At 72.1% G+C, this 20,344-nt stretch carries 17 protein-coding genes; 5 read left to right on the forward strand and 12 right to left on the reverse strand.

The features are described 5' to 3' along the window. Positions 1 to 63: 63 nt before the first annotated feature. The 7 genes from ACZ4MF_RS19765 to ACZ4MF_RS19795 all read right to left on the reverse strand — a co-directional run bounded on the left by ACZ4MF_RS19765 (position 64) and on the right by ACZ4MF_RS19795 (position 9,359). Positions 64 to 1,830 carry an NAD(P)/FAD-dependent oxidoreductase gene (locus tag ACZ4MF_RS19765; protein WP_467493258.1) on the reverse strand — a complete coding sequence of 589 codons (1,767 nt, stop codon included), beginning with the start codon at positions 1,828 to 1,830 and terminating at the stop codon, positions 64 to 66. After that, the gene (locus tag ACZ4MF_RS19770; protein WP_467493259.1) at positions 1,827 to 3,650 is read right to left on the reverse strand and encodes a non-ribosomal peptide synthetase; all 1,824 of its coding nucleotides are present in this window, start codon (positions 3,648 to 3,650) and stop codon (positions 1,827 to 1,829) included. The genes ACZ4MF_RS19765 and ACZ4MF_RS19770 overlap by 4 nt, the downstream gene beginning before the upstream one ends. A 99-nt stretch (positions 3,651 to 3,749) precedes the next feature. After that, complete coding sequence (locus tag ACZ4MF_RS19775; RefSeq protein WP_467493260.1) at positions 3,750 to 4,490, reverse strand: thioesterase II family protein; 741 nt, start codon at positions 4,488 to 4,490, stop codon at positions 3,750 to 3,752. Between the two features lie 419 nt (positions 4,491 to 4,909). Then, the gene (gene argG, locus ACZ4MF_RS19780; protein ID WP_356033388.1) at positions 4,910 to 6,358 is read right to left on the reverse strand and encodes an argininosuccinate synthase; all 1,449 of its coding nucleotides are present in this window, start codon (positions 6,356 to 6,358) and stop codon (positions 4,910 to 4,912) included. 158 nt (positions 6,359 to 6,516) lie between these two features. Continuing rightward, positions 6,517 to 6,990, reverse strand: coding sequence for an HIT family protein (locus ACZ4MF_RS19785; protein ID WP_467493261.1), 474 nt, complete (start codon positions 6,988 to 6,990; stop codon positions 6,517 to 6,519). Beyond that, on the reverse strand, positions 6,987 to 7,484 hold the full coding sequence (locus ACZ4MF_RS19790; RefSeq protein WP_467493262.1) for an aminoacyl-tRNA deacylase: 498 nt from the start codon (positions 7,482 to 7,484) through the stop codon (positions 6,987 to 6,989). Before ACZ4MF_RS19790 ends, ACZ4MF_RS19785 begins: the two co-directional genes overlap by 4 nt. 219 nt (positions 7,485 to 7,703) lie before the next feature. Continuing rightward, positions 7,704 to 9,359 carry a penicillin-binding transpeptidase domain-containing protein gene (locus tag ACZ4MF_RS19795; protein WP_467493263.1) on the reverse strand — a complete coding sequence of 552 codons (1,656 nt, stop codon included), beginning with the start codon at positions 9,357 to 9,359 and terminating at the stop codon, positions 7,704 to 7,706. Between the two features lie 284 nt (positions 9,360 to 9,643). Here ACZ4MF_RS19795 and ACZ4MF_RS19800 point away from each other — a divergent pair, with 284 nt between their 5' ends. Next, complete coding sequence (locus ACZ4MF_RS19800; protein WP_467493264.1) at positions 9,644 to 11,986, forward strand: glycosyl hydrolase family 95 catalytic domain-containing protein; 2,343 nt, start codon at positions 9,644 to 9,646, stop codon at positions 11,984 to 11,986. A gap of 327 nt (positions 11,987 to 12,313) precedes the next feature. Here the strand turns inward: ACZ4MF_RS19800 and ACZ4MF_RS19805 are convergent, their stop codons facing one another. After that, positions 12,314 to 12,880, reverse strand: coding sequence for a TetR/AcrR family transcriptional regulator (locus ACZ4MF_RS19805; protein ID WP_467493265.1), 567 nt, complete (start codon positions 12,878 to 12,880; stop codon positions 12,314 to 12,316). Between the two features lie 84 nt (positions 12,881 to 12,964). Between ACZ4MF_RS19805 and ACZ4MF_RS19810 the strand changes: the two genes are divergently transcribed. Together ACZ4MF_RS19810 and ACZ4MF_RS19815 are read left to right on the forward strand one after the other, a co-directional pair. Next, a complete protein-coding gene (locus ACZ4MF_RS19810; RefSeq protein ID WP_467493266.1) occupies positions 12,965 to 13,888 on the forward strand; it encodes an SDR family oxidoreductase in 924 nt (307 codons plus the stop codon). 269 nt (positions 13,889 to 14,157) lie between these two features. Beyond that, the gene (locus ACZ4MF_RS19815) at positions 14,158 to 14,601 is read left to right on the forward strand and encodes an AfsR/SARP family transcriptional regulator (RefSeq protein WP_467493267.1); all 444 of its coding nucleotides are present in this window, start codon (positions 14,158 to 14,160) and stop codon (positions 14,599 to 14,601) included. Here the strand turns inward: ACZ4MF_RS19815 and ACZ4MF_RS19820 are convergent. Further along, the gene (locus ACZ4MF_RS19820) at positions 14,535 to 15,281 is read right to left on the reverse strand and encodes a TioE family transcriptional regulator (RefSeq protein WP_467493268.1); all 747 of its coding nucleotides are present in this window, start codon (positions 15,279 to 15,281) and stop codon (positions 14,535 to 14,537) included. The genes ACZ4MF_RS19815 and ACZ4MF_RS19820 overlap by 67 nt on opposite strands. Positions 15,282 to 15,415: 134 nt before the next feature. Here ACZ4MF_RS19820 and ACZ4MF_RS19825 point away from each other — a divergent pair, with 134 nt between their 5' ends. Together ACZ4MF_RS19825 and ACZ4MF_RS19830 are read left to right on the forward strand one after the other, a co-directional pair. Next, a complete protein-coding gene (locus ACZ4MF_RS19825; protein WP_467493269.1) occupies positions 15,416 to 16,573 on the forward strand; it encodes an erythromycin esterase family protein in 1,158 nt (385 codons plus the stop codon). A gap of 28 nt (positions 16,574 to 16,601) precedes the next feature. Then, positions 16,602 to 17,000, forward strand: a complete 399-nt coding sequence (locus ACZ4MF_RS19830) for an ACT domain-containing protein (protein ID WP_467493270.1) — start codon at positions 16,602 to 16,604, stop codon at positions 16,998 to 17,000. Positions 17,001 to 17,023: 23 nt separating this feature from the next. Here the strand turns inward: ACZ4MF_RS19830 and ACZ4MF_RS19835 are convergent, their stop codons facing one another. From ACZ4MF_RS19835 to ACZ4MF_RS19845, 3 genes are all read right to left on the reverse strand, one after another. Beyond that, positions 17,024 to 17,203, reverse strand: a complete 180-nt coding sequence (locus ACZ4MF_RS19835) for a hypothetical protein (protein WP_467493271.1) — start codon at positions 17,201 to 17,203, stop codon at positions 17,024 to 17,026. Positions 17,204 to 17,355: 152 nt separating this feature from the next. Further along, positions 17,356 to 17,526, reverse strand: coding sequence for a hypothetical protein (locus ACZ4MF_RS19840; protein ID WP_402065645.1), 171 nt, complete (start codon positions 17,524 to 17,526; stop codon positions 17,356 to 17,358). 12 nt (positions 17,527 to 17,538) lie between these two features. After that, complete coding sequence (locus ACZ4MF_RS19845; RefSeq protein WP_467493272.1) at positions 17,539 to 20,343, reverse strand: lantibiotic dehydratase; 2,805 nt, start codon at positions 20,341 to 20,343, stop codon at positions 17,539 to 17,541. Position 20,344 lies beyond the last annotated feature (1 nt).

The raw sequence follows: 20,344 nt of genomic DNA on the forward strand, positions 1-20,344 counted from the left end.
GCACGGCACGGACGGCGGGTTCGCCCCCATGTGGGCGAACCCGCCGCGTGCGGGCGTGGCCCGCTACGACTCGTCGGGCGTGGCGGCCCGGTACAGCCGGCGCATCTCCGCCTCCAGTTGCGCGAGCTGTTCGGGGCGCGGCCGGCTCCGCGGGGTGAACAGGCCGTCCTTCTCCCAGCGTTCCGGTTCCAGGCTGACCGCCGACACGTTCAGCCAGCCGCGGGCGCGGACGGACGCCACGTGTTCGGGCAGGGCGTCCTCCAGCGCCAGGTAGAACACGACATGGGCCAGTTCCTCGATGCGGTCGATGCCGTCGCGGACGCTGGTGAGCACCTGGCCGAACGGCGGGACCTCGGCGTCGGTGGCGGGCAGGTTCTGCTCGAAGAGGCGGGCGAGGGTCGGCAGGTCGTCGTAGTAGTCGATGTAGTCGAACGCGAAGACGCCCCGGTAGCGGCGCGCCCAGGTCTTGAAGAGGCTGAGCATCGCGCCCTGGGTCGCCACCACGTGTCCGCCCAGCGCGCTGAGCGTCGTACTGGCGGACTCGTTTAGGAACGTCCTGCCGTAGAACTGCGGGTCGGAGAACGCCCAGCCCACGTAGTAGTCCCAGACCGTCTTCAGGGAGGTGACCACGGGGTTGTTGAGGAAGGGGTAGGCGCCCTGGATGTTCTGGGTGAGCCCCTCCGACAGGGACAGGAACCAGCGGTTGGCGTAGCGCACGTAGTCCGGTTCGAGGGTGCCCGCGCGGTCCCTGCCGATCATCTCGGTCACGAAGCTGTTGGCGTAGCCGATGAGGTTCGAGCCGACCGAGTAGTAGGGGTCGGCGAAGACGGCGGCGTCGCCGACGCACGCCCAGCGTTCGTGGGAGAACAACTGGTGCGTGGAGTGGCTGTAGTTCTTCAGGACGCGGAAGTCGAGCACCGGCAGTTTGCGGATGGCCGGGTCGAAGCCGGGGACGCGCTCGACCACGAAGTCGATGGCCTTCTCGATGCGGTTGAACTTCGTCACCGGATGGAGTGCGTCGGACACGACGATGCCGACGCTGGTGTGGTGGGGGGCCAGCGGGATGGCCCAGACCCAGCCGCCCTCGATCATGAAGTGGTTGGTGGACTGCCAGCGCGGCCCCTGCACCCGCTCGTGCCAGGCCGTGTGCTCGGCCGCCACCAACTCGTCGGTGTCGAGACGGCCTTCGAGCCGGAACCACACCGAGTTGTGCGGCTGGGCGAACCGTTTGGTCAGTCCGAGCTTGCGCTGGAGCAGACGGTGGCGCCCGGTCGCGTCGACGACCCAGCGGCAGGTGACGGTGGTCGCGCCCTCGCCGTCGCCGTCGGGCTGGTACGTCACCCGGTGCGGGGCGTCCCCCTCCCCGAGGTCGATGTCCAGGACCCGTACGCCCTGTACGAGCCGGGCGCCGGTGCCGGCCACGACCAGGCGGAGGTGCTCCTCCAGGGAACCGCGGTTGAGCTGGTAGCTCTTGGCGGGCAGGTACCGGTTGACGCCGTACTCGGACTCCCGGTGGAAGTCGGGGCGGTCGCCGAAGAAGTAGCGCAGGCCGAGCTTTTCGAGCTGGTGCTCCTCCAGGTAGTCCCTCAGTCCGACGACCGCGGCGAGGTAGTACGCGCCCACCTCGATCGTCGACTCGCCCACTTTGAACGCGGACAACGGGATGGGAGAGCGATCACGCTCGCACACGAGCACGCTGAGCTCGGGGTGGGCGTCCTTGAGCTGTTTGGCGAGGCAGAGCCCGGCGAGGCCGCCGCCCGCAATGACCACGTCGTGGTCGACGTCGGGGAAATCAGGGAAAGCGGAAGGAGTACCGGCCTGTTCGCTCACGCTGCGTCCACCTCGCTGCTTCGTCGGTTCTCGATCATGAGGGCCAGGCCGCGGACGGTCCGGCCCGTGTAGGGATCCGCGTTGTCGAGCTGGACGCCGAGTCGTTCCTCCACGTCGGCCACGAGGTCCATCACGCTGAGAGAGTCGCCGCCGAGGTCGAAGAAGTCGTCGTCGAGGCCGACTCCCAGGGGCGCGAAGATCTTCCGCCAGATCGTGAGGAGTTCGGCTTCGACGGGGGTCGCCGGCTCGGCCGGCGCACCGGTGCGGTCGGAGGCGTCGGCGTACAGCGCGGCCAGGGCGGCCTCGTCGACCTTGCCGTTGCCGGTGACGGGCACGGCGTCGACGGGGATGATCGCCGAGGGGACCATGTAGTCCGGCAGGTTCTCCCGCGCCGCGGCGCGCAGCCGGTCCACGTCCCGTGCGGTGGGGCCGACGACGAAGGCGAGCAGCCGGGGTGTCGCCGCGTCGGTGTCGCGGCGCAGGAGGTGGACGTGGTCGACGGTGTCGTCCGCGGTCAGCACCTCGGCCACCTGACTCAGTTCCACGCGTCGGCCGCGGATCTTCACCTGCTGGTCGCGGCGCTCGACGAACTGGAGGTCGCCGCCCTCGCAGAGCCGGACGATGTCTCCGGTGCGGTAGACGCGTTGGCCGCGGAAGCGGGGCGAGGAGGGGACGAAGAACTTCTCGGCGGTCAGTTCGGGATCGGACAGGTAGCCGCGGGCCAGTCCGGCTCCGGCGAGGAAGAGCTCACCCGTGCCGCCCGGGCCCAGGGGCTCGCCGTCCTCCCCCACCACGAAGGCCTCGGTGCGGTCGATCGGCCTTCCGATGAGCACCTGCCGGTCCGTCGGCGCGAGGGGATGAACCGTGGAGCACACGGAATTCTCGGACGGCCCGTATTCATTGAGGAGTTTCACGTCCGGGAGCCGCGAAAAGTGTTCCCGGACCAGACTGGAGGTAAACCATTCTCCGGCGATCGTGATGCTCCGCAGCGCTTTGGTCTGCTGCGGGTTCATGCCCCGGAGCAGCCGGTGGTACAGGGCGGGCGTGATGAGGAAATGGGAGACTTCACGCTGTTCCATCAATCCGACGAGATAACGCCGGTCGGTAATGCGGTCCCGTAGGGGCAGGAGCAGTCGCGTACCCGAGGTCAGGGCACAGAAGGTGTCGGCCACGGCACTGTCGAACGAGGGGCGCGGCATGGCCAGTGTCGTGTCGTCCGGGCCGAATCCGTAATAGGAGTTGCGCCAGATCAGGGTGTGGATGATCGAGTGGTGCTCGACGGCGATCGCTTTGGGTTTGCCGGTCGTGCCGGAGGTGTGGATCACGTAGGCCAGGTCAGTTGCGGCCGCCGCCGGGGCGGGGTCGGTGTCCGGCGTGGCGAGGGTCGAGGTCATGACGTCCGTGACGAACAGCTCGCCGCGGAAGTGGGCCGCACCCGCCACTGACGAGGACTCGACCAGTACCGCCCGGGGTGCGACGCTCTCGATGATCCGCTGGGTCAGGCCCGGCGGATTGTCCGGATCCAGCGCCAGGTAGGCACCGCCGGCCTTGAGGACGGCGAGCATGGCGACGATCACGCTCGGCGGATGGCGCACCAGGATCGCCACCGGATCGTCCGGCCGGACGCCGGCGGTGTCGCGCAGATAATGCGCCATTTTGTTGGCCCGGCGATTGAGATCGCCGTAGGCGATGCATTCCCCGTCGTACTCCAGGGCAATGTTTTCGGGCGTCTTCCGGACGCGCTCCTCGAAAAACTGGTGAAGGGTTCGCGGTGTGTCGGATATCATCGAAGCACGCCCCCTTGCGCGTATTCCATGCATTCTCGACTACGGCACTTTATCGGCGACCAATCGGACGATCAAGAGCGCGTCTCCACATTCCGCGACCACGGCAGCGGATGTCCCGGTGCATGCCCGATTTCAGCCTGACTGGGCTTGGAGGGCGCGCACGAGCGAGCCGACCGTGGCGGTCGCCGAGTTCTGTGGAAAGAAATGCCCGCCGGGTATCGCGGTGAGCCGGAAGGGTCCGGCGCACAGGTCACGCCAGGTGGCCGCCGCTTCGGCCGTCACATCGGAATCCTCGTCCCCGTACAGCACGGTGACCGGCGTGGTCAGGGCCGGCCGGTTCGCCGGCGGGCGGAAGGCGGCGTGCGCGGTGAGATCGGCGCGCAGCAGCGGAAAGAATCTCTCGCGGAATCCGGGGCGCGAGAGCCCCGCCGTGTTCGCGCCGAGGCGCTTCCACAGCAGCTCGATGTCGTGGTCGTTCCGGACGGCCGGGGGTGGCGCCGGTCCCGGCGCTCCGGCGGCGAGCAGGACGAGATGCGCCGGCGGGCGCCCGGCCGAGGTCAGCCGATGCGTCAACTCGTAGGCCAGACAGGCGCCGAAGCTGTGTCCGAGCAGGATCAGTGGTGGGCCGGGCAGTGTCCTGACGTCCGGCAGGGCGTCCTCGACGAGTTCGGCGACCGAGCCCAGGGGCATCTCCCTGCCCCGCTCCTCGCGCCCGGGGGCCACGTAGGCGTACAGCTCCAGCCAGCCGGGCAGCCTGCGCCGCCAGGAGGCGAACGTCGTCGCGCCTCCACCGGCGTGCGGGAAGCAGACCAGCGCGGCCCTCGGAGATCCGGGCGTCTCGGCGGCGGGCGGGGCGAAGCGGTGCAGAGACACGCCGGCGCTACCGGGGTCGAGATGCGTCGGGCATGGTGGGTTGTGCTGGCACAGTGCTCCCTTGACCGGTCGAAGAGGCTGGCGTGATCGGCTGAGGCGCGTCCGGTTTCCGCATCGGGCCGGATGCAGTGGCTCACGGGAGGTCGGGAGGTACGGTGTCCGATCTGGTCCCCGGAAAACCTGCGCGGTGCAGTGCAGTTGGTCGTGCCGCCGGTGCGTGGGCGTGCGTCTGAAGGTGGACCCCCGCTTCGCGACTTCCATGTGTACCACAGGTGACAGATCATGGACCTGACTATTTTGCGCCACTGGTGACAGCCGTTGGCGGCAGCCATCCGGACACGACGGCGGGCCCCGCCGGTGGTGAACCGACGGGGCCCGCCGTACCGGAACTCCGGGAGGCGTACGACCGTTGAGCGTGGTCAGTCCGTGCCGGACTCCATCGCGGCGCGGTCGAGCAGCACGTCCTCCTCCGGGGCCTCGCCGCGCGAGGCGATGGCCTCGGCGCCGCCGTGGGCCATCGCGCCGATCAGACCGGTCGACGCCGCCTGCGCCGCGCCGATCAGCGCCGGATGCTCGGTGCCGACCATACCGAGGCCCGCGTACTGCTCCAGGCGCGCGCGGGAGTCGGCGATGTCGAGGTTGCGCATGGTGAGCTGGCCGATCCGGTCCGAGGGACCGAACGCGGAGTCCTCGGTGCGCTCCATGGACAGCTTGTCCGGGTGGTAGCTGAACGCCGGGCCCGTGGTGTCCAGGATCGAGTAGTCCTCACCGCGCCGCAGCCGCAGCGTCACCTCGCCGGTGACCGCAGCGCCGACCCAGCGCTGGAGCGCCTCACGGATCATCAGCGCCTGCGGGTCCAGCCAGCGGCCCTCGTACATGAGGCGGCCCAGCTTGCGGCCCTCGGCGTGGTACTGGGCGAGGGTGTCCTCGTTGTGGATCGCGTTGACGAGGCGCTCGTAGGCGGCGTGCAGCAGCGCCATGCCGGGGGCCTCGTAGATGCCGCGGCTCTTGGCCTCGATGATCCGGTTCTCGATCTGGTCCGACATGCCGAGGCCGTGCCGGCCGCCGATGGCGTTGGCCTCCATCACGAGCTCGACCGGCGAGGCGAACTCCTTGCCGTTGATCGTCACGGGCCGGCCCTGGTCGAAGCCGATCGTCACGTCCTCGGCGGGGATCTCGATCGTGGGGTCCCAGAACCGCACACCCATGATCGGGTCGACGGTCTCGACGCCGGTGTCCAGGTGCTCCAGGGTCTTCGCCTCGTGCGTGGCGCCCCAGATGTTGGCGTCGGTCGAGTACGCCTTCTCCGTGCTGTCGCGGTACGGCAGCCCGTGCGCGAGCAGCCACTCCGACATCTCCTTGCGGCCGCCCAGCTCGGTCACGAAGTCCGCGTCCAGCCAGGGCTTGTAGATCCGCAGGTGCGGGTTGGCGAGCAGGCCGTAGCGGTAGAACCGCTCGATGTCGTTGCCCTTGAAGGTGGAGCCGTCGCCCCAGATCTGCACGTCGTCCTCCAGCATCGCGCGCACCAGCAGGGTGCCGGTGACGGCGCGGCCGAGGGGCGTGGTGTTGAAGTACGCGCGCCCGCCGGAGCGGATGTGGAACGCGCCGCACGCGAGCGCGGCCAGCCCCTCCTCGACCAGGGCCGCGCGGCAGTCGACCAGGCGCGCGATCTCGGCACCGTAGGTCGTCGCACGGCCCGGCACCGAGGCGATGTCGGGCTCGTCGTACTGGCCGATGTCGGCGGTGTAGGTGCACGGGACGGCACCCTTGTCGCGCATCCACGCGACGGCGACCGACGTGTCGAGGCCGCCGGAGAAGGCGATGCCGACGCGCTCGCCGACCGGAAGGGAGGTGAGGACCTTGGACATAGGAAGAGTATGCACTATTACGCATGGCCATGCATAGCCCGCAGCGCGGACGAGTGTCGCGGATCTCTCGGGCATGTCACGTCCGGCGATCGGGGCGGGCGTCAAAGAGCCGTACGCGAAGGCCTGCCCGAACCACGCCGAGCACGCCCCCGGCCCCTTCAGCCCTCCGCCGCGAGCGCCGCACGCAGCGCGGCGGCACGCTCACGACGCACCTCCCGCGACGCCGCGCGCAGTCCGGGCTCGGGCACCCGGTACCCGTCGTCCTCGAAGCGCGGGACGACGGAGATGTGCAGGTGGTGCAGCACCTGGCCGGGCGCGTGGTTGTTCTGCACGAGCGTGCTGCCCACGGCGCCGTACGCCCCACGCACCGCACGCGTCACTCGCGCGACGACCCCGAAGACCTCGGACAGCAGTTCGGGCGGCGCCTCGTCCAGGCCGGTCACATGGGCGACGGGCAGCACGAGTGTGTGGCCAGGGTTGTTGCGGCGCTCCATGAGGGCGGGGACGACGAAGACGTTCGGTGTGCGGTGGGCGATCAGATCCGTGTCGGTCTCGCCGCACCCGATCAGGCAGAAGGGACAGTCGCCGCCCGTCCTCCTCCTCGCGCTCGCCGCAGGCCGGGCGTCGGTCATACGGGCTCGGTCGCCGGGATGTCGGCGATCTGCGCCGTAGCGGCCGCCGGCACCGCGGCCATGAGCTGGGCCACGTCGATCTCGACGCTGCTGTCGGGCCGGCCGCTGCCGCAGTGCACCCGGCCCAGGCCGCCGACCGTCTCGTCGAACACCACCAGCGCGCCGCGGTCCCCGGAGACCGGGCACACCCCGCCGGGCCGCATGCCGGCCCTGGCCAGCCGGTCGGCCCCGGCCGGCGCGAGGTCGGTGCGGCGGATCCCGGCCGCGCGGGCCAGGGCGCCGTACCGCAGCCGGGCGTGGCCCGGCAGGGCCGCCAGCACCAGCCGGCCGTCGGGCGTGACGAACGCCAGGGTCTTCACGGTCCGCTCCAGCGGGACGCCGAGCGCCGCGCAGACCTCCGCGGCGTCGACCACGTCCGGGTGCTCATGCAGCCGGAACGGCACCCCGAGCGCAGTGAGTACGTCGAGCGGGCCGGACGATGCGGGTTCGTTCATCGCACGGAGACTACCGTGCCGGGCAACGCAGTTGCCTCTGCCGACGGCTGCTCTGCGCGTGCTCCCGTCGGCATCGGCCGGCCGGGGCTGTCCTCCCGGCCGAAGATCGCGCACAGCGCGTGCCGCCAGGAGGCGCGGTCCGGACGGCGTGGGCCGTTCGTCGCCCCTGGCCTGCTTCGCCCTCGCCGTCGCGACCGGGTGAGCGCGCCCGGCCGGCGGTCAGCCGCCGGTCAGCAACTGTCGTACGACGTGTCCGGCCGAGTCCACCCCCGAACTGCCTCCTTCGACGAGCGCCGCGGCCGAGATGCGGGAGTCGTAGGCGGTCAGCCAGCCGTTGGTGTGGTCCCCCTCCTCCGCGGTGCCGGTCTTGGCGCCGACACCCGTGAGTCCGCCCAGACGCGGAGCCGCCGTGCCGGTCGTGGCGACGCTGCGCATCAGCGACCGGAGGTAGCCCGCCGTGCCGGCCGAGATGGGCCGGGGTGCGCTCTCCTGGTGCTGTCCGGGGAGGATGACCGGCTGCTCGAAGCCGGCGTTGCGGACGGTCGCCGCCACGGACGCCATGAACAGCGGGGTGGCCGTGACCCTGCCCTGGCCGATGAACTGGGCCGCCTGGTCGCCGCCCTGCGCGTCCGGCGGGATGCTCGGATCGGTGGTGGCGACCCCGCCGCCGATCGACCAGCTGCCCATGCCGAAGACGTCCACGGCCTCGTCGTGCAGCGCGGAGGCGTCGCCGTCGTGCACCAGATAGTGGAAGCCGTCCTTGATGAAAGAGGTGTTGCACGACACCGTGAACGCCTGGGCGAGCGTGGCACCGGGATCGGCCGGGACACCGGGGTCGTTGTGGAACAGCTGGCTGTCGGCCATCAGCGAGTCCGTGCACGGGGCCGGGCTGCTCGGCGTGAGGCCCGCCCGGTCGAAGAGGGCCGCCGCGGTGATGATCTTCATGGTGGAGCCGGGCGACTTGATGCCGTTGATGGCGATGTCGTCGTCGCCGCTGTGCGCGACGGCGAGGATGTGGCCGGTGCGCCAGTCGAGCGCCACGGTGCCGGCGGGCTTGCCCTGGAGGTGGGCGTCCTGCACCGCCCTCTCGGCCACCGCCTGGAGCCCTGCGTCGATGGTCGTCCTGATCACCGGAGTCCGCCCCTTCGTGAAGACCTGGACCGTCTCCACGGCTCCGCCGTCGCCGTCGACCACGGCCACCCCCGTCCCGGCGCCGCCACCGGTGGGCTCGGCGTTCTTGCCGATGGTCGCCGCGATGTCCCGCAGGGACGGGAAGGCGGCCAGATCCGTCGCGCCGTCGCTCGCGACCACCTTCGCCGCGTCCGGGTCGGCCGGCAGCCTGCCCGCGATCAGCGAATCGCCGTCGCCCATGCCCGGGTACAGCACCGAGTTGTTCCAGTGCACCGCCGGCACACCGCTCGCGCTCTTCAGCACCGCGACGGCGCTGGAGTAGTTCCAGGTGCCGCCCGCCACCTGGGCGGTGACGTCGAAGGTGACCTTGGTGGCGCCCGGCGTCACCGCCGACGGCCCCACGGCCACGACGTGGTCGAACGACAGCTTCTTCAGATGCAGGCCGTCGGCGTAGTCGCGCAGGGCTCGTGAGGCGGCGTCCGGTACGTCGGTGTCGCTCGCCGCGCCGTCGACGTGCTGCTTGGACCAGCTGTCCAGGAACGCCCGCGTCAGCCTCACCGCCTCGGCGCCCGACGGCGGCTTGCCCGACAGCTCCGACGCGGCGAACGTGTCCCCCGCCGTGGGCCGGGTATCGCCCGCGGAGCCGGATGTCAGGCCGTTGAGCAGGTTATAGGTGCCGAGTCCCCCGAGAGCGAGCAGCGCGGTGCACGTACCGGCCAGGCCGAACCTCACAGCTCTGTTCATGTACCGGATCGTATGTACGTTCCGCGCAGTTCCGTACCGGTCCTCCATAGATCGTTATGGGACCGTCAAGCTGCGGCGTCCCCAAATGCCCTCGTCCACAGGGGAGTTCAGCGTAGATGCCGGGGCGCGACCGACGCGCGGACCATAACGTCCGCACAACCCGACGTAGACATCGGAGGTATCTCAGAGCAATCCCCGCCGGAGTCATTGACAGGTGCACGCGACATCCCTACGTTCCGCGATACACCCGATGTTTTGATGATCCGTCAGGTTGGAGAGCTCCGATGACCTCGCAGCCGGAGAAGCACCCGCCGGTCCGCCGCAGAACCGTGCTCGGCACCGCCCTCGGCGGTGCGGCGGTGGCGGCACTGCCCACAACCGCCCACGCCGGCGAGCCGGTCCAGTCCGTAGAGCCGGTTCAGCCGGCCGAATCAGGACAGCCGGCGGGCGCCGGGCGTCCCTGGCGGCTGCGCGACACCATGACCACCGACGGCTCGTGGCAGCGCTTCCTGCGCGGCCAGGACTTGGTGTGGAGCAGGCTGCCGGTCCTGTGGCACGAGGGGCCGTTCCTCGGGGACGGGCTGCTCGGCAGCATGGTCTACCAGGAGCCCGGCGCCAACAGCATCCGCTTCACCGTGCAGCACGGCCGTGTCCAGGACCACCGGCCCGAGTTCGGCAGCGGCTGGGGCACATGCCGGCTGCCGGTCGGGCACCTGACGCTCGATCCGGTCGGCACCATCACCGCCGTCGACTGGCGCCTGAGCCTGTACGACGCCGAGCTGACCGGCACCGTCACGACGTCCGCCGGAACGCTCACCCTCTCCGTCCTCGTCCACGACGAGGTCCTCGCCGCCCGCGTCACGGCCTCCGGCGACGAGCGGGTCGTGTGGACCTTCCACCCCGAGGAGGCGATCAGTCCACGGAAGATCCAGGAGGCCCCGCCCTCCGGCTACACCGCCAACCCGGCCTGGACCACCCGCACCACCCCCGACGGCATCGAGCAGGTCCTCCAGCCCCTGACCGGCGGCGGCCAGACCGCCACCGCGTACCGGCGCACCGGCGACGACCTCCTGCTCAGCGCCGGACACAGCTTCCCCTCCGGCACGGCCGCCGAGGCCGACTCGCTGCGCCATCTGCGCCGGGCCTCCTCGTACGGAGTGCTCCGGCGCCGGCACACCGACTGGTGGCACGGGTTCTACCGGAAGAGCTTCGTGTCGTTCCCAGACCAGCGGCTCCAGAGCTTCCACTGGATCCAGCTCTACAAGGTCGCCTCCGCGAGTCGCGCGGGCGGTCCCGTGATGGCCACTTCCGGCCCCTGGCTGGAGCCCACCCCGTGGCCCGCGGTGTGGTGGAACCTCAACGTCCAGCTGGAGTACTGGCTCATCCAGGGCTTCAACCACCCGGAACTCGACTCGCTCGCCACGACACTGCGGCAGAACCAGGAGCAGCTCGCCGCGAACGTGCCCGCCGCCTACCGCGCGGACAGCTCCGGCATCGGCCGCAGCTCCGACATGTTCGCGAACCGGGGGGTGGGGCAGCCGGGCACCGGCGCCGAGACCGGCGACCTCACCTGGGCACTGCACAACGTGTGGCTGTCGTACCGGCACTCCATGGACACGTCCCTGCTGCGCGACACGATCTACCCGGTGCTGCGCCGTGCGATCAGCTACTACCTGCACTTCCTCACACCGGGCAGCGACGGGAGGCTGCACCTGCCGAGCACCCTCTCCCCCGAATACCCCGTCGTGCCGCCGCAGGACACCAACTACGACCTGGCCCTGATCCGGTGGGGCTGTCAGACCCTGATCGACTCGGCCCGACTGCTCGACGTCAAGGACGAGTTGATCCCGCGCTGGCAAGAGGTGCTCACGCGGCTCACGCCGTACCCGGTCGACGACTACGGCTTCATGATCGGCGCCGGCACCCCGTACGCCCAGTCCCACCGGCACTACTCGCACCTGCTGATGGTGTACCCGCTCCACCTCGTCAACTGGGACCAGCCCGAGAACCGTGACCTGATCACCAAGTCCGTGGTGCGCTGGCATGCGCTGACCGGCGCCCACCGCGGCTACAGCTACACCGGCGCCGCCTCGATGTACGCGATGACCGGCGACGGCGACACCGCGATCGCGTATCTGCGGAAGTTCTTCGACCCCACCACCCGCTACCCCTGCCGGGCCAACACGCACTACACCGAGGCGGGTCCGGTCATCGAGACGCCGCTGTCCGCCTCGCAGTCCCTGCACGACATGTTCTGCCAGAGCTGGGGCGGCACGGTCCGTGTCTTCCCGGCGGTTCCGTCCGCCTGGGCGGACGTGACCCTGCACAACTTCCGTACGCAGGGCGCCTTCCTGGTCAGCGCCGTCCGCACAGCCGGGGTCACCCGGTTCATCCGGGTCAGGAGTCTGGCTGGCGAGCCGCTGCGGCTCCGGCACGGCCTGAGCGGGACCGTCACCGCGGTGCTGGAGGACGGCACCCCGGCCCACACCCGGGACCTCGGCGACGGCACCCTCGCCATCGACCTGCCCAAGGGCCACGAGGTGCTCGTCCACTCCGGCTCCCGACCCGACCTCGTCATCGCACCCGTCGCCGTCAGCGAGCCGGGTGCGGCGTGGGGCCTGCCGTAGCCCCTGCCACCCGAGGGGGCTCGGCCGGTCATGTGTGGCCCGTCCCCGAGGCAGCGCGCACACCCCGAGCACGGATGTCCCCGGACGACACCTCCGCATTCGACCTGCCGCCCACACGAGCGCGTGGCTCGGCGGCCACCGGGCCGAGAACGACGGCCCGTTCGGCCCGACGGGCCGCTCGCGAAAACCTGGCAGGCCATGGCACCGGCGACCTGGCCCGCCACGGGATCCACCGTCACCGGCGGCCTCGCGCCCGATGCCACCGCCCTGCCCAGGGATTTCACCGACCCGAGCGAGGACTCCGACCCCAGGCGAGCGCGTAGCCGTCTAGCCGTCCGAGGCTACTGCCCTCAGTTCGTCCAGCGACTCCCGGGTCAGTTCCGTCAGGGAGCACGTCTCACCCGCCGCGATCCAGCGTTCGAAGGCGATCTTGAAGACGGCGACGCCCGCCTCGGCGGCCAGGCTCGCGGTCGGCTCGGCCACGCCACGGCGCCGCAACGTGTCCGCGAGGGCGGCCGACAGCGAGGCGAGCTTGATCAGCTCGCGCTCGTGGAGCTCGGCGTTCCCCATGATCACCGCCTGCCGACGGCATGCGAACTCGCGCCGGTCGGTGAACAACTCGGCCGCGGCGTACAGCCCCCGCGCCACCGCGTCGAGCGGGGCTGCGGACCCCGGGGCGTCCGCGACGGCGGTCACGAACAGGTTCTCCAGTTCGACGGCGCCGGCGAACAGCACCTCGCGCTTGTCGGCGTAGTGCCGGAAGAACGTCCGCTCCGTGAGCCCGGCCCGCTTGGCGATCTCCGCCACGGTGGTCTGCTCGTACCCGCGCTCGCCGTACAACTCCAGTGCTGCCTTCGCAAGGCGTCCGCGCGCGTCCGGCTCCCATCTACCCATGGGCCGCATCCTACGTGATGACAGTGCCTGACATCCGGTGTACCGTCTATGACAGTCACTGACATCGACTCTTTGGGGCTTCCCATGCGCATCTTCGTGACCGGCGCCTCCGGCTGGATCGGATCCGCCGTCGTTCCCGAACTTCTCGACGCCGGACACCGGGTCGTCGGCCTCGCCCGCTCCGACGCCTCCGCCGCCGCGCTCGTCGAGGCCGGGGCCGAGGTCGTCCGCGGCACCGTCGACGACCTCGACGTCCTGCGGGAGGCGGCCGCCGCCTCCGACGGGGTGATCCACCTCGCCTTCAAGCACGACATCGCCTTCTCCGGCGGCTTCCAGGACGCCGCCGAGGCCGACCGCCGCGCCGTCGACACCTTCGCCGAGGCCCTCGCCGGCACCGACCGCCCCTTCGTCCTCGCCTCCGGCGTGGCCGGTCTCAAGCCGGGCGTGACGGCGACCGAGCAGGACATGCCGACGCTCGACGGCTCGCCGATGTCGGTCCGCGCGGCGACCTCCCTGGCGACGCTCGACCTCGCCTCACGCGGCATCCGCTCGTCCGTGGTGCGGCTGTCCCCGACCTGCCACGGCGACGGGGACAACGGATTCATGGCGTTCCTGGTCGCCCTCGCCCGCGAGAAGGGCGTCTCCGGCTACGTCGGCGACGGCGCCAACCGCTGGCCGGCCGTCCACCGCCTCGACGCCGCCCGGCTGTTCCGCCTCGCGGTCGAGAAGGCGCCCGCCGGCTCGGTCCTGCACGGTACGGCCGAGGAGGGCGTCGCCATCCGCGACGTCGCCGAGGTGATCGGCCGCCACCTCGACGTGCCGGTGACCTCCGTGGACCCGAAGGACGCGCCCGCGCACTTCGGCTGGCTCAGCGGCTTCATCGGACACGACGCCCCGACGTCCAGCGTCCTCACCCGTGAGCTGCTGGGCTGGGAACCGACCCGCCCCGGCCTCCTCGACGACCTCGACCAGGGCCACTACTTCGCTGCCCCGGCCACCTCCGAGTGACCGGCCGCCCACCCCGCTGACCAGGCCCTCCCCCGGGCCCACGATCCTCACCTTCTGCCGTGAAGCGACCCGGGGGAGGCACGCGGATGGAGTTCCGACTGCCCGGATCGGTGGTAGCTGTGATCACCGAGCACGGTGATGTGCTGCCGGCCGGCCAAGCGCTCCGGCCTGCTGGCCATGCTGCTCCTTCGGCCCAACACCGCCTGAGCGTGGATCAGTTGACCGCCGACCTGTAGGAGGACGAGCCGCCGGCGCGTTTCAGGACGGTCTTGCAGGGACACGTCTCCCGGCTGTGCGCCCTGCCCGCCGAGCACGGCGCACGGGAGTACGGCATCGCACTCGCCACCCACGCCACCGCGTACGAGCTGCGCATCCCCGAGTCCCTGGTGGACACGCACCGCTTCGAGGAACTGGTCGCGCTCTCCCGCGACCAGCGCCAACCCGCCGACGCCGTAAGGATGTTGCGGAACGCCCTGGCCTGCCGGCAGGGGCCCGCGCCGACCGGCGGCGTGGAGCACCTGCGCCTGGCCTCGGTGGAGGCCCTGGCCGAGGCGTACGGCCGGCCCGGCGAGCACGCCGAGGCCGCCGCCGTACCGCGCAGCCCGCCCCACTCCGTCCGCGCAGGTACCGGTCCCCGAACTGTGGCTCAGCCGGTTGGCGGGCGGTGGCCCGGGAACGGCTGGGGTGCGGTGAGGTCGAGCAGGGCGATGTAGGTGTCGAGGCGTGTGGCCGCGCGGAGCATGGCGAGGCCCTGTGCGGTGAGTTTGCGTTGCCAGTCCTCCAGGGAGGCGGCCAGCGCGTCCGTGCCGCCGGCGGCACGGATCTGCCGGACCACCGTGGCGATGTGGTCCAGGAGATGGCCGCCGCGGCGGAGCAGATGTGCCAGCTCGGCGTCGCGGATGTCGGCGGCGTCGAAGACGCGGTATCCGGTGGCCGGGTCACGGGCGGGGTTGAGGATGCCGGCCTCTTCCCAGCTGCGCACGGTCGCCGGAGTGACCCCGAGCCGATGCGCGAGCTCGCCGACGGTCCGGGGGCCGTGCGCCGGTGCGGGTGCCGGGGCGGTGCCGGACCCCGCCGTCAAGTGGTCCATGGCCGTGCGCACCGCTTCGAGGGTGTCCCGGTCACGCAGCAACCGGCTGTGCCCACGGTCGATGACCGCCAGGGCGTCGTCGAGCGCGTCCCGGTGGAGCGCGTTCATGATCTGCCCGCCGGCCGCGTGGCCGTACGCCGGGACGAGCGCGAGGAAGGCGCGGAGCGCGGCGGCGTGCAGCTCGGTGTAGACGCGGTAGCCGCTCGGTGTGCGCTGCGCGGGCGGGAGGAACCCGTCGCGCTCGTAGTTGCGGACCGCCTGGGTCGAGATGCCGTGCTCGCGGGCGAGATCGGTAGGTCGCATGTGTTCACCGATTGAGACTTCACGGGAGGGATCAGGAGAGGGATCACGTGAGGACGCGCGGGATATCGCGGCAAAGACTACGCCGATATCCGTCAAAAGTCTCAATCGGTCTTTCAAGGATACGCTTGAGGCTCATGACCCAGGACATCCGAGACTTCGTCACCCCGTCGTGCGACCTGCTGGCGCTGGGTGAGCCCACCCATCAGGAGCCTGCCTTCGGCCGGGTGCGCAACGAGCTGTTCGCCCAGCTGGTCGAGCGCGGCTACCGGTCCGTCGCCCTTGAGACCGACCGCGTGGCCGCGCTCACCCTGAACGACTACGTCCAGGGGGGAGCCGGCCGCCTGGACACGGTGATGAACGACGGCTTCTCGCACGGTTGGGGGGCGTTGGCCCCGAACAGGCAGCTGGTCAGCTGGATGCGGGACCACAACCGGAACCGGCCGCCGAAGGAACGGCTGGTCCTCCACGGCTTCGACACTCCGTCGGAGACCTACAGCGCGCCCAGCCCGCGCCCGTACCTGGAACACGCCCGCGACTACCTGGACTTCGACGTCGACCTCACCGACCTCGCCGGGGACGACGACCGGTGGAGCCGCGCGGAGGCGGTCCTGGACCCGGCCATGTCACCCGGGGCCACCAGGGAGGCCGAGAAGCTGCGACGCGTCGCGGACGACATGTACGGCTCGCTCCACACCCGCGCCCCCGAACTGATCGACGCCACCTCGCGCGAGCGGTGGATCCGGGCCAGGACCCATCTGACCGCCGGCCTCGGTCTGCTGCGCTACCACCGGCAGTCCGCGATCCAACCCGTCGACTCCAACCCCCGCCTCACCGCGCTGCTGGCCACCCGGGACGCCCTGATGGCCCAGAACCTGCTGGACATCCGGGACATCGAGGCCGCGCGGGGCGCCACCCTGGTGTTCGCGAGCAACCTCCATCTGCAGCGCAACCAGGCCGGCTGGCACCTGGGCGACGTGGGCGCGGACTGGTGGGGCGCCGGCGCGACCGTGGCGCGTCTGCTCGGCGACCGGTACCGCTTCGTCGCGGGCACCCTCGGCCGCAGTGATGCCCTCGGCCTGGGCGACCCGGTACCGGACACCTACGAGGCCGTCCTCCAGGCCCGCTTCCCCGACTGGGGCCTGACCGGGCCCGATACGCTCAGCGTCGCCCGAACCCGCACCCGCACCGACACCGCCCCGCGGCAGGGCTACTTCCCTCTCGACCGGGCGACCCTCGACGCGGCCGACGCGATCCTGCACATCGGTGACGGCTCGGCCGCCGCACAGCCATGACGCCCGACCCCGCCCGTACTGTGGGCCCATGACCAGCGAGACTGATCTGCGCAGCCTGCTCAGCGGCATGCGCCCGGAGCTGAATCCCGGCCGCTATGTCTTCACCATGGCGGAGGGCGCTGTGCCCTCCGGGGTCACCCCGGTGGTGACGGTCGCCGAACAGGAGGGCCTCACCCTCGTGGTGCCGCAGGCCGAGGCGGACGCGGCGGGGATGGCGTACGACTACGTGGCCGGGTGGATCACCCTGCACGTGCACTCCGCGCTGGCCGCGATCGGCCTGACCGCGGCCGTCTCCCGCGCGCTGGCCGACGCGAACCTGAGCTGCAACGTCGTCGCCGCCTTCCACCACGATCACCTTTTCGTGCCGTACGAGCACGCCGAGCGGGCGGTCGAGGTGCTGCGGCGTCTGGCACACGAAACCTCCTGAGGGCAAGCCCGTTCGCGAGGGCCTCAGCGCAGTCCGAGGCAGGGCAGCCAGGTCCGCGGCGCGCCGAGGAGTCCTCCGCTCTCCTGTCCGAGGGCGCTCAGCTCGGGCAGGCGCGCCAGCAGCCGGGCGAGCAGCCGCGCTTTCAGCTCGGCCGCCGCGGGCAGGTGTGCGTGGTGGTCGAAGGCGTCGGCCACGGCCAGCACGCCCGCCGCGCCGTGGCACAGCGCCAGGACGTCGGCCGGGCGGTCGCCGAAGAGGTGGAAGGTCTCGTCGTAGCGCTCGGCGAGCGTGGTGAAGGCCTCGGGGCACCCTTGCCGCGCCCTGAGGCCGCCATGGCAGGTGTGCTGCCGGGCCGTCAGCAGATGAAGCCGCTACAGACCACCACGGTGTCGCAGACGACGACCGTGCACACGCCGCTGCAGCCGCCGGAGTCGGCCTGCGCCGACGGCACTGATGTCTCGGTGATCCGGGCGTCCAGGTCACCGATGAGGGCGTCGAGGTCGGTGAGTTCCATGGTTGGGGGCATTGCTGTCCTCCTTCAAGGACGGGTTGGATGGGGGGCCGCCCCGGAGAAGGCCGGACTGCGTGGGGCGGGCGCTCCGGGGGCGTGTGGGGCGCCGCTCAGTGCGGCGGCGGCGAGCTCGGCGAGGTCTTCGGCGTCTTGGTCGCAGGGAAGTCTCAGCAGCAACTGGGCGGCCACGGCGGCACCCGCGTGCAGCGGATCGCGCAGCAGCAGCCGGCCGGGGGCGGGCAGCATCTCCTCGACCAGGAGTTCCGGGCCGGGCTGGTGGGCGCGGATCTGCTCCAGCAGGTGCAGGGCGGTCAGCGCCGCGAAGTCCACGGGTACCGGTTTCGCCCGGCACGCACCCCGCACGAAGGCGAAGCGGGGCAGTCCGGCGTCGTGCCGCAGGGCGGCCAGCGTGCGCGCCTTGGCCAGGTCGCTGTCGCCGGGCCGCCACAGCCGGGCCCGCGGCACCCGCCACAGGGCGGGGCTGACGACCAGTTCCCCGCCGACGGTCACCCGGGGCAGGTGTGCGGTGCCGGGAAACGCCTCGGCCGGACCGTCCAGCCGGATCACGCGCGAGGCGGCGGGGTGACCGGCGGCCGTCAGCAGCCGTACCAGGACGTCGTACGGCGGCAGGGGCGAGCGGGTGGCGTGATGGACGGGCAGGATGCGCCGCCCGTCGGCCTCGGCGATCACCTGCGGGCCGAGCCGGCGGAGCGTGATGCGGTCCAGCGGCAGATAGCGGGCGGCCGAACCGGCCGGCCCCTGGTAGGGCGCCGGGTCGGGATCGCCGGTCCACCGGTCGGTGACGACGGGGCGCCGTACGGCGTTGGCGGCGCGCTCGGCGAGCGGGGGCACCAGGAGTTCGACGAAGCGCGCGCCCGTCAGCCGTTCCACGCCGGTGAGAAAGGCCCGGTAGCCGTCCGGGCCGTCGTAGCTGCCGTACAGGCTGTGCAGGGCGGCGGCGAACCGGGCGTCCAGCATGCCCGCGGGCGAGGCCGTCTCCAGTACCGCGACCGGTCCGGGGCCGGGCAGGGGACGCAGCAGGCAGTCCAGGGGCCAGGCCGGCAGCGCGGTCCGCGCCGGTGGTGCGCCGAGGGCGTCCAGCAGGGTGTCGTCCAGGTCGACCTGCTCCGCGCCGGTGTGGGCGGCCAGGTGGGCCAGCAGCCGGGCGTAGCCGGAACCGGCGGTTCGGGCGGGGTGCCAGCCGGCGTACCGGTGCGCGGTCCGGGGCGGGGACGGCGGGGCGGTGCCGTCCGGCAGGGTGCGGGCGAGGATCTCGCCGAGGGGGCGCGGCCGTTCGTCGAGCGCCGCCGTCTCGGGGAGCCGGACGCGCTCCCGCGGTGACGGGAGCCGGTCCGCGTCGCGCAGCCAGGCCACGCGGGCGGCGATCCCCAGCCCCCGCTGCACCCGCTCCGCGGCCTCCCGGGGCACGGCGGCCGAGACGGTGCGGTACGAGTCGATGAACCAGGTCTCGGCGTCACCGGCGCGCGCACCCGACGCGGGGCCGGCGTCCCTTGCGGGCCGGGCCGGCGGGCCGTGCTCCCCCGGCTCGGGCGCCTGTGCCGACGCGGACGGGGATCCGGCGGGCGGGCCGTCGCCGGCCGGTACGGCACCGGGGGCGGGCGGTCGGACATGGTGCGCGTCGGCCTGAGCCGGTACGGGGCGCGGCAGGGTGTCGTGCGCGCGCACCGTCTCCGGGGACACCCATTCCGTGCTGCGGCGGCGGGGGGCCGCGCAGACCTGGAGGACGCCGAGTTCGACCAGGTGGGCGAGGAAGCCGCGCAGCACGGCCGGGCCCGGGTCGGCCGCCCGGATCGCCGCGGTACCGAGGAGTGCCGTCTCGATGTCCCCTAACTCCCTTGGTCCGTCGGCGAGTTGGCCGAGCACTGCGTCCAACGGCCGGGTGCGCCGGAGTACGACCTGCCGCATCCTGTCGCGCCCGCCCGGGTCGATCACCCAGCAGCGCAGCACCCCCGTGCCGGTGTCCGCGACGTCGCCCGGCGGGTCGAGGAAGTGCAGTGGTGCGGGGGCGAGGAAGGTCGCGGGGTCGGCCGCCCTGAGGTCCAGGCCGCCGAGCCTGCCGCGCAGCAGGTGCACGTTCTCCACGGCTTCGGCGGCCAGCGCACCGAGCGCCGTGCCGGGCGGAATCAGCGGCGTCGCCCCGCCGTCGCCGGTCCCGGCGTCCCCGGTCGTCGGGGCGAGCGGCAGCGGGACGACCTGGCCGGCCCATCCGCGCGGAGTCGTCTTCGCGGCCGCCCGCCCGAGGGCCCGCCACAGATACGCCCCGCGTTTGCGCAGCCGCTGCCCGTGCCAGGACTCGCCCTCGGCCAGCCGCCGGACGACGTCCGCGCACACGCCGGGCGCCGCTTCGTCGAGGAACGCCCGCATGACCGGAGCGGCACACACCAGGGACCAGCCCAGCTCCCCGACCCGCGCGCGCTCGGCCGCGACCGCCCGCTCCAGCTCGCGCAGATCCTCGTCCGCCGACGCGGCGTCGCGGCACAGCCGGACGGCCTCTTGCGCGAGGTCACCGGCGACGGACAGGCCCTCCAGGAGCCGGCAGTCCGCCGGCCGAGGGGCGGCGCCGGAGTGCAGTCGGCGGCGTAGGGCCAGTACCGCGCGCCGGTCGGCGGCGATCAGCTCGGGACGGGGTACGACGGTGTCGCCCACCTCTTCGGCCAGTGCGCGGGCGCGACCGGCGCGCCGTGTGCTGTCACGGGCGTGCTCGGTGAGCCGGGCGAACAGGTCCGGGCTGCCCGCCGCCGCCCAGGCCGCCAACGGCATCCCGGCCGCTCGGAGCAGCGCCGTGCCGCCCGGCATCGGGGTGTCGCCCATC

Source organism: Streptomyces sp. NPDC025793 (assembly GCF_055558375.1).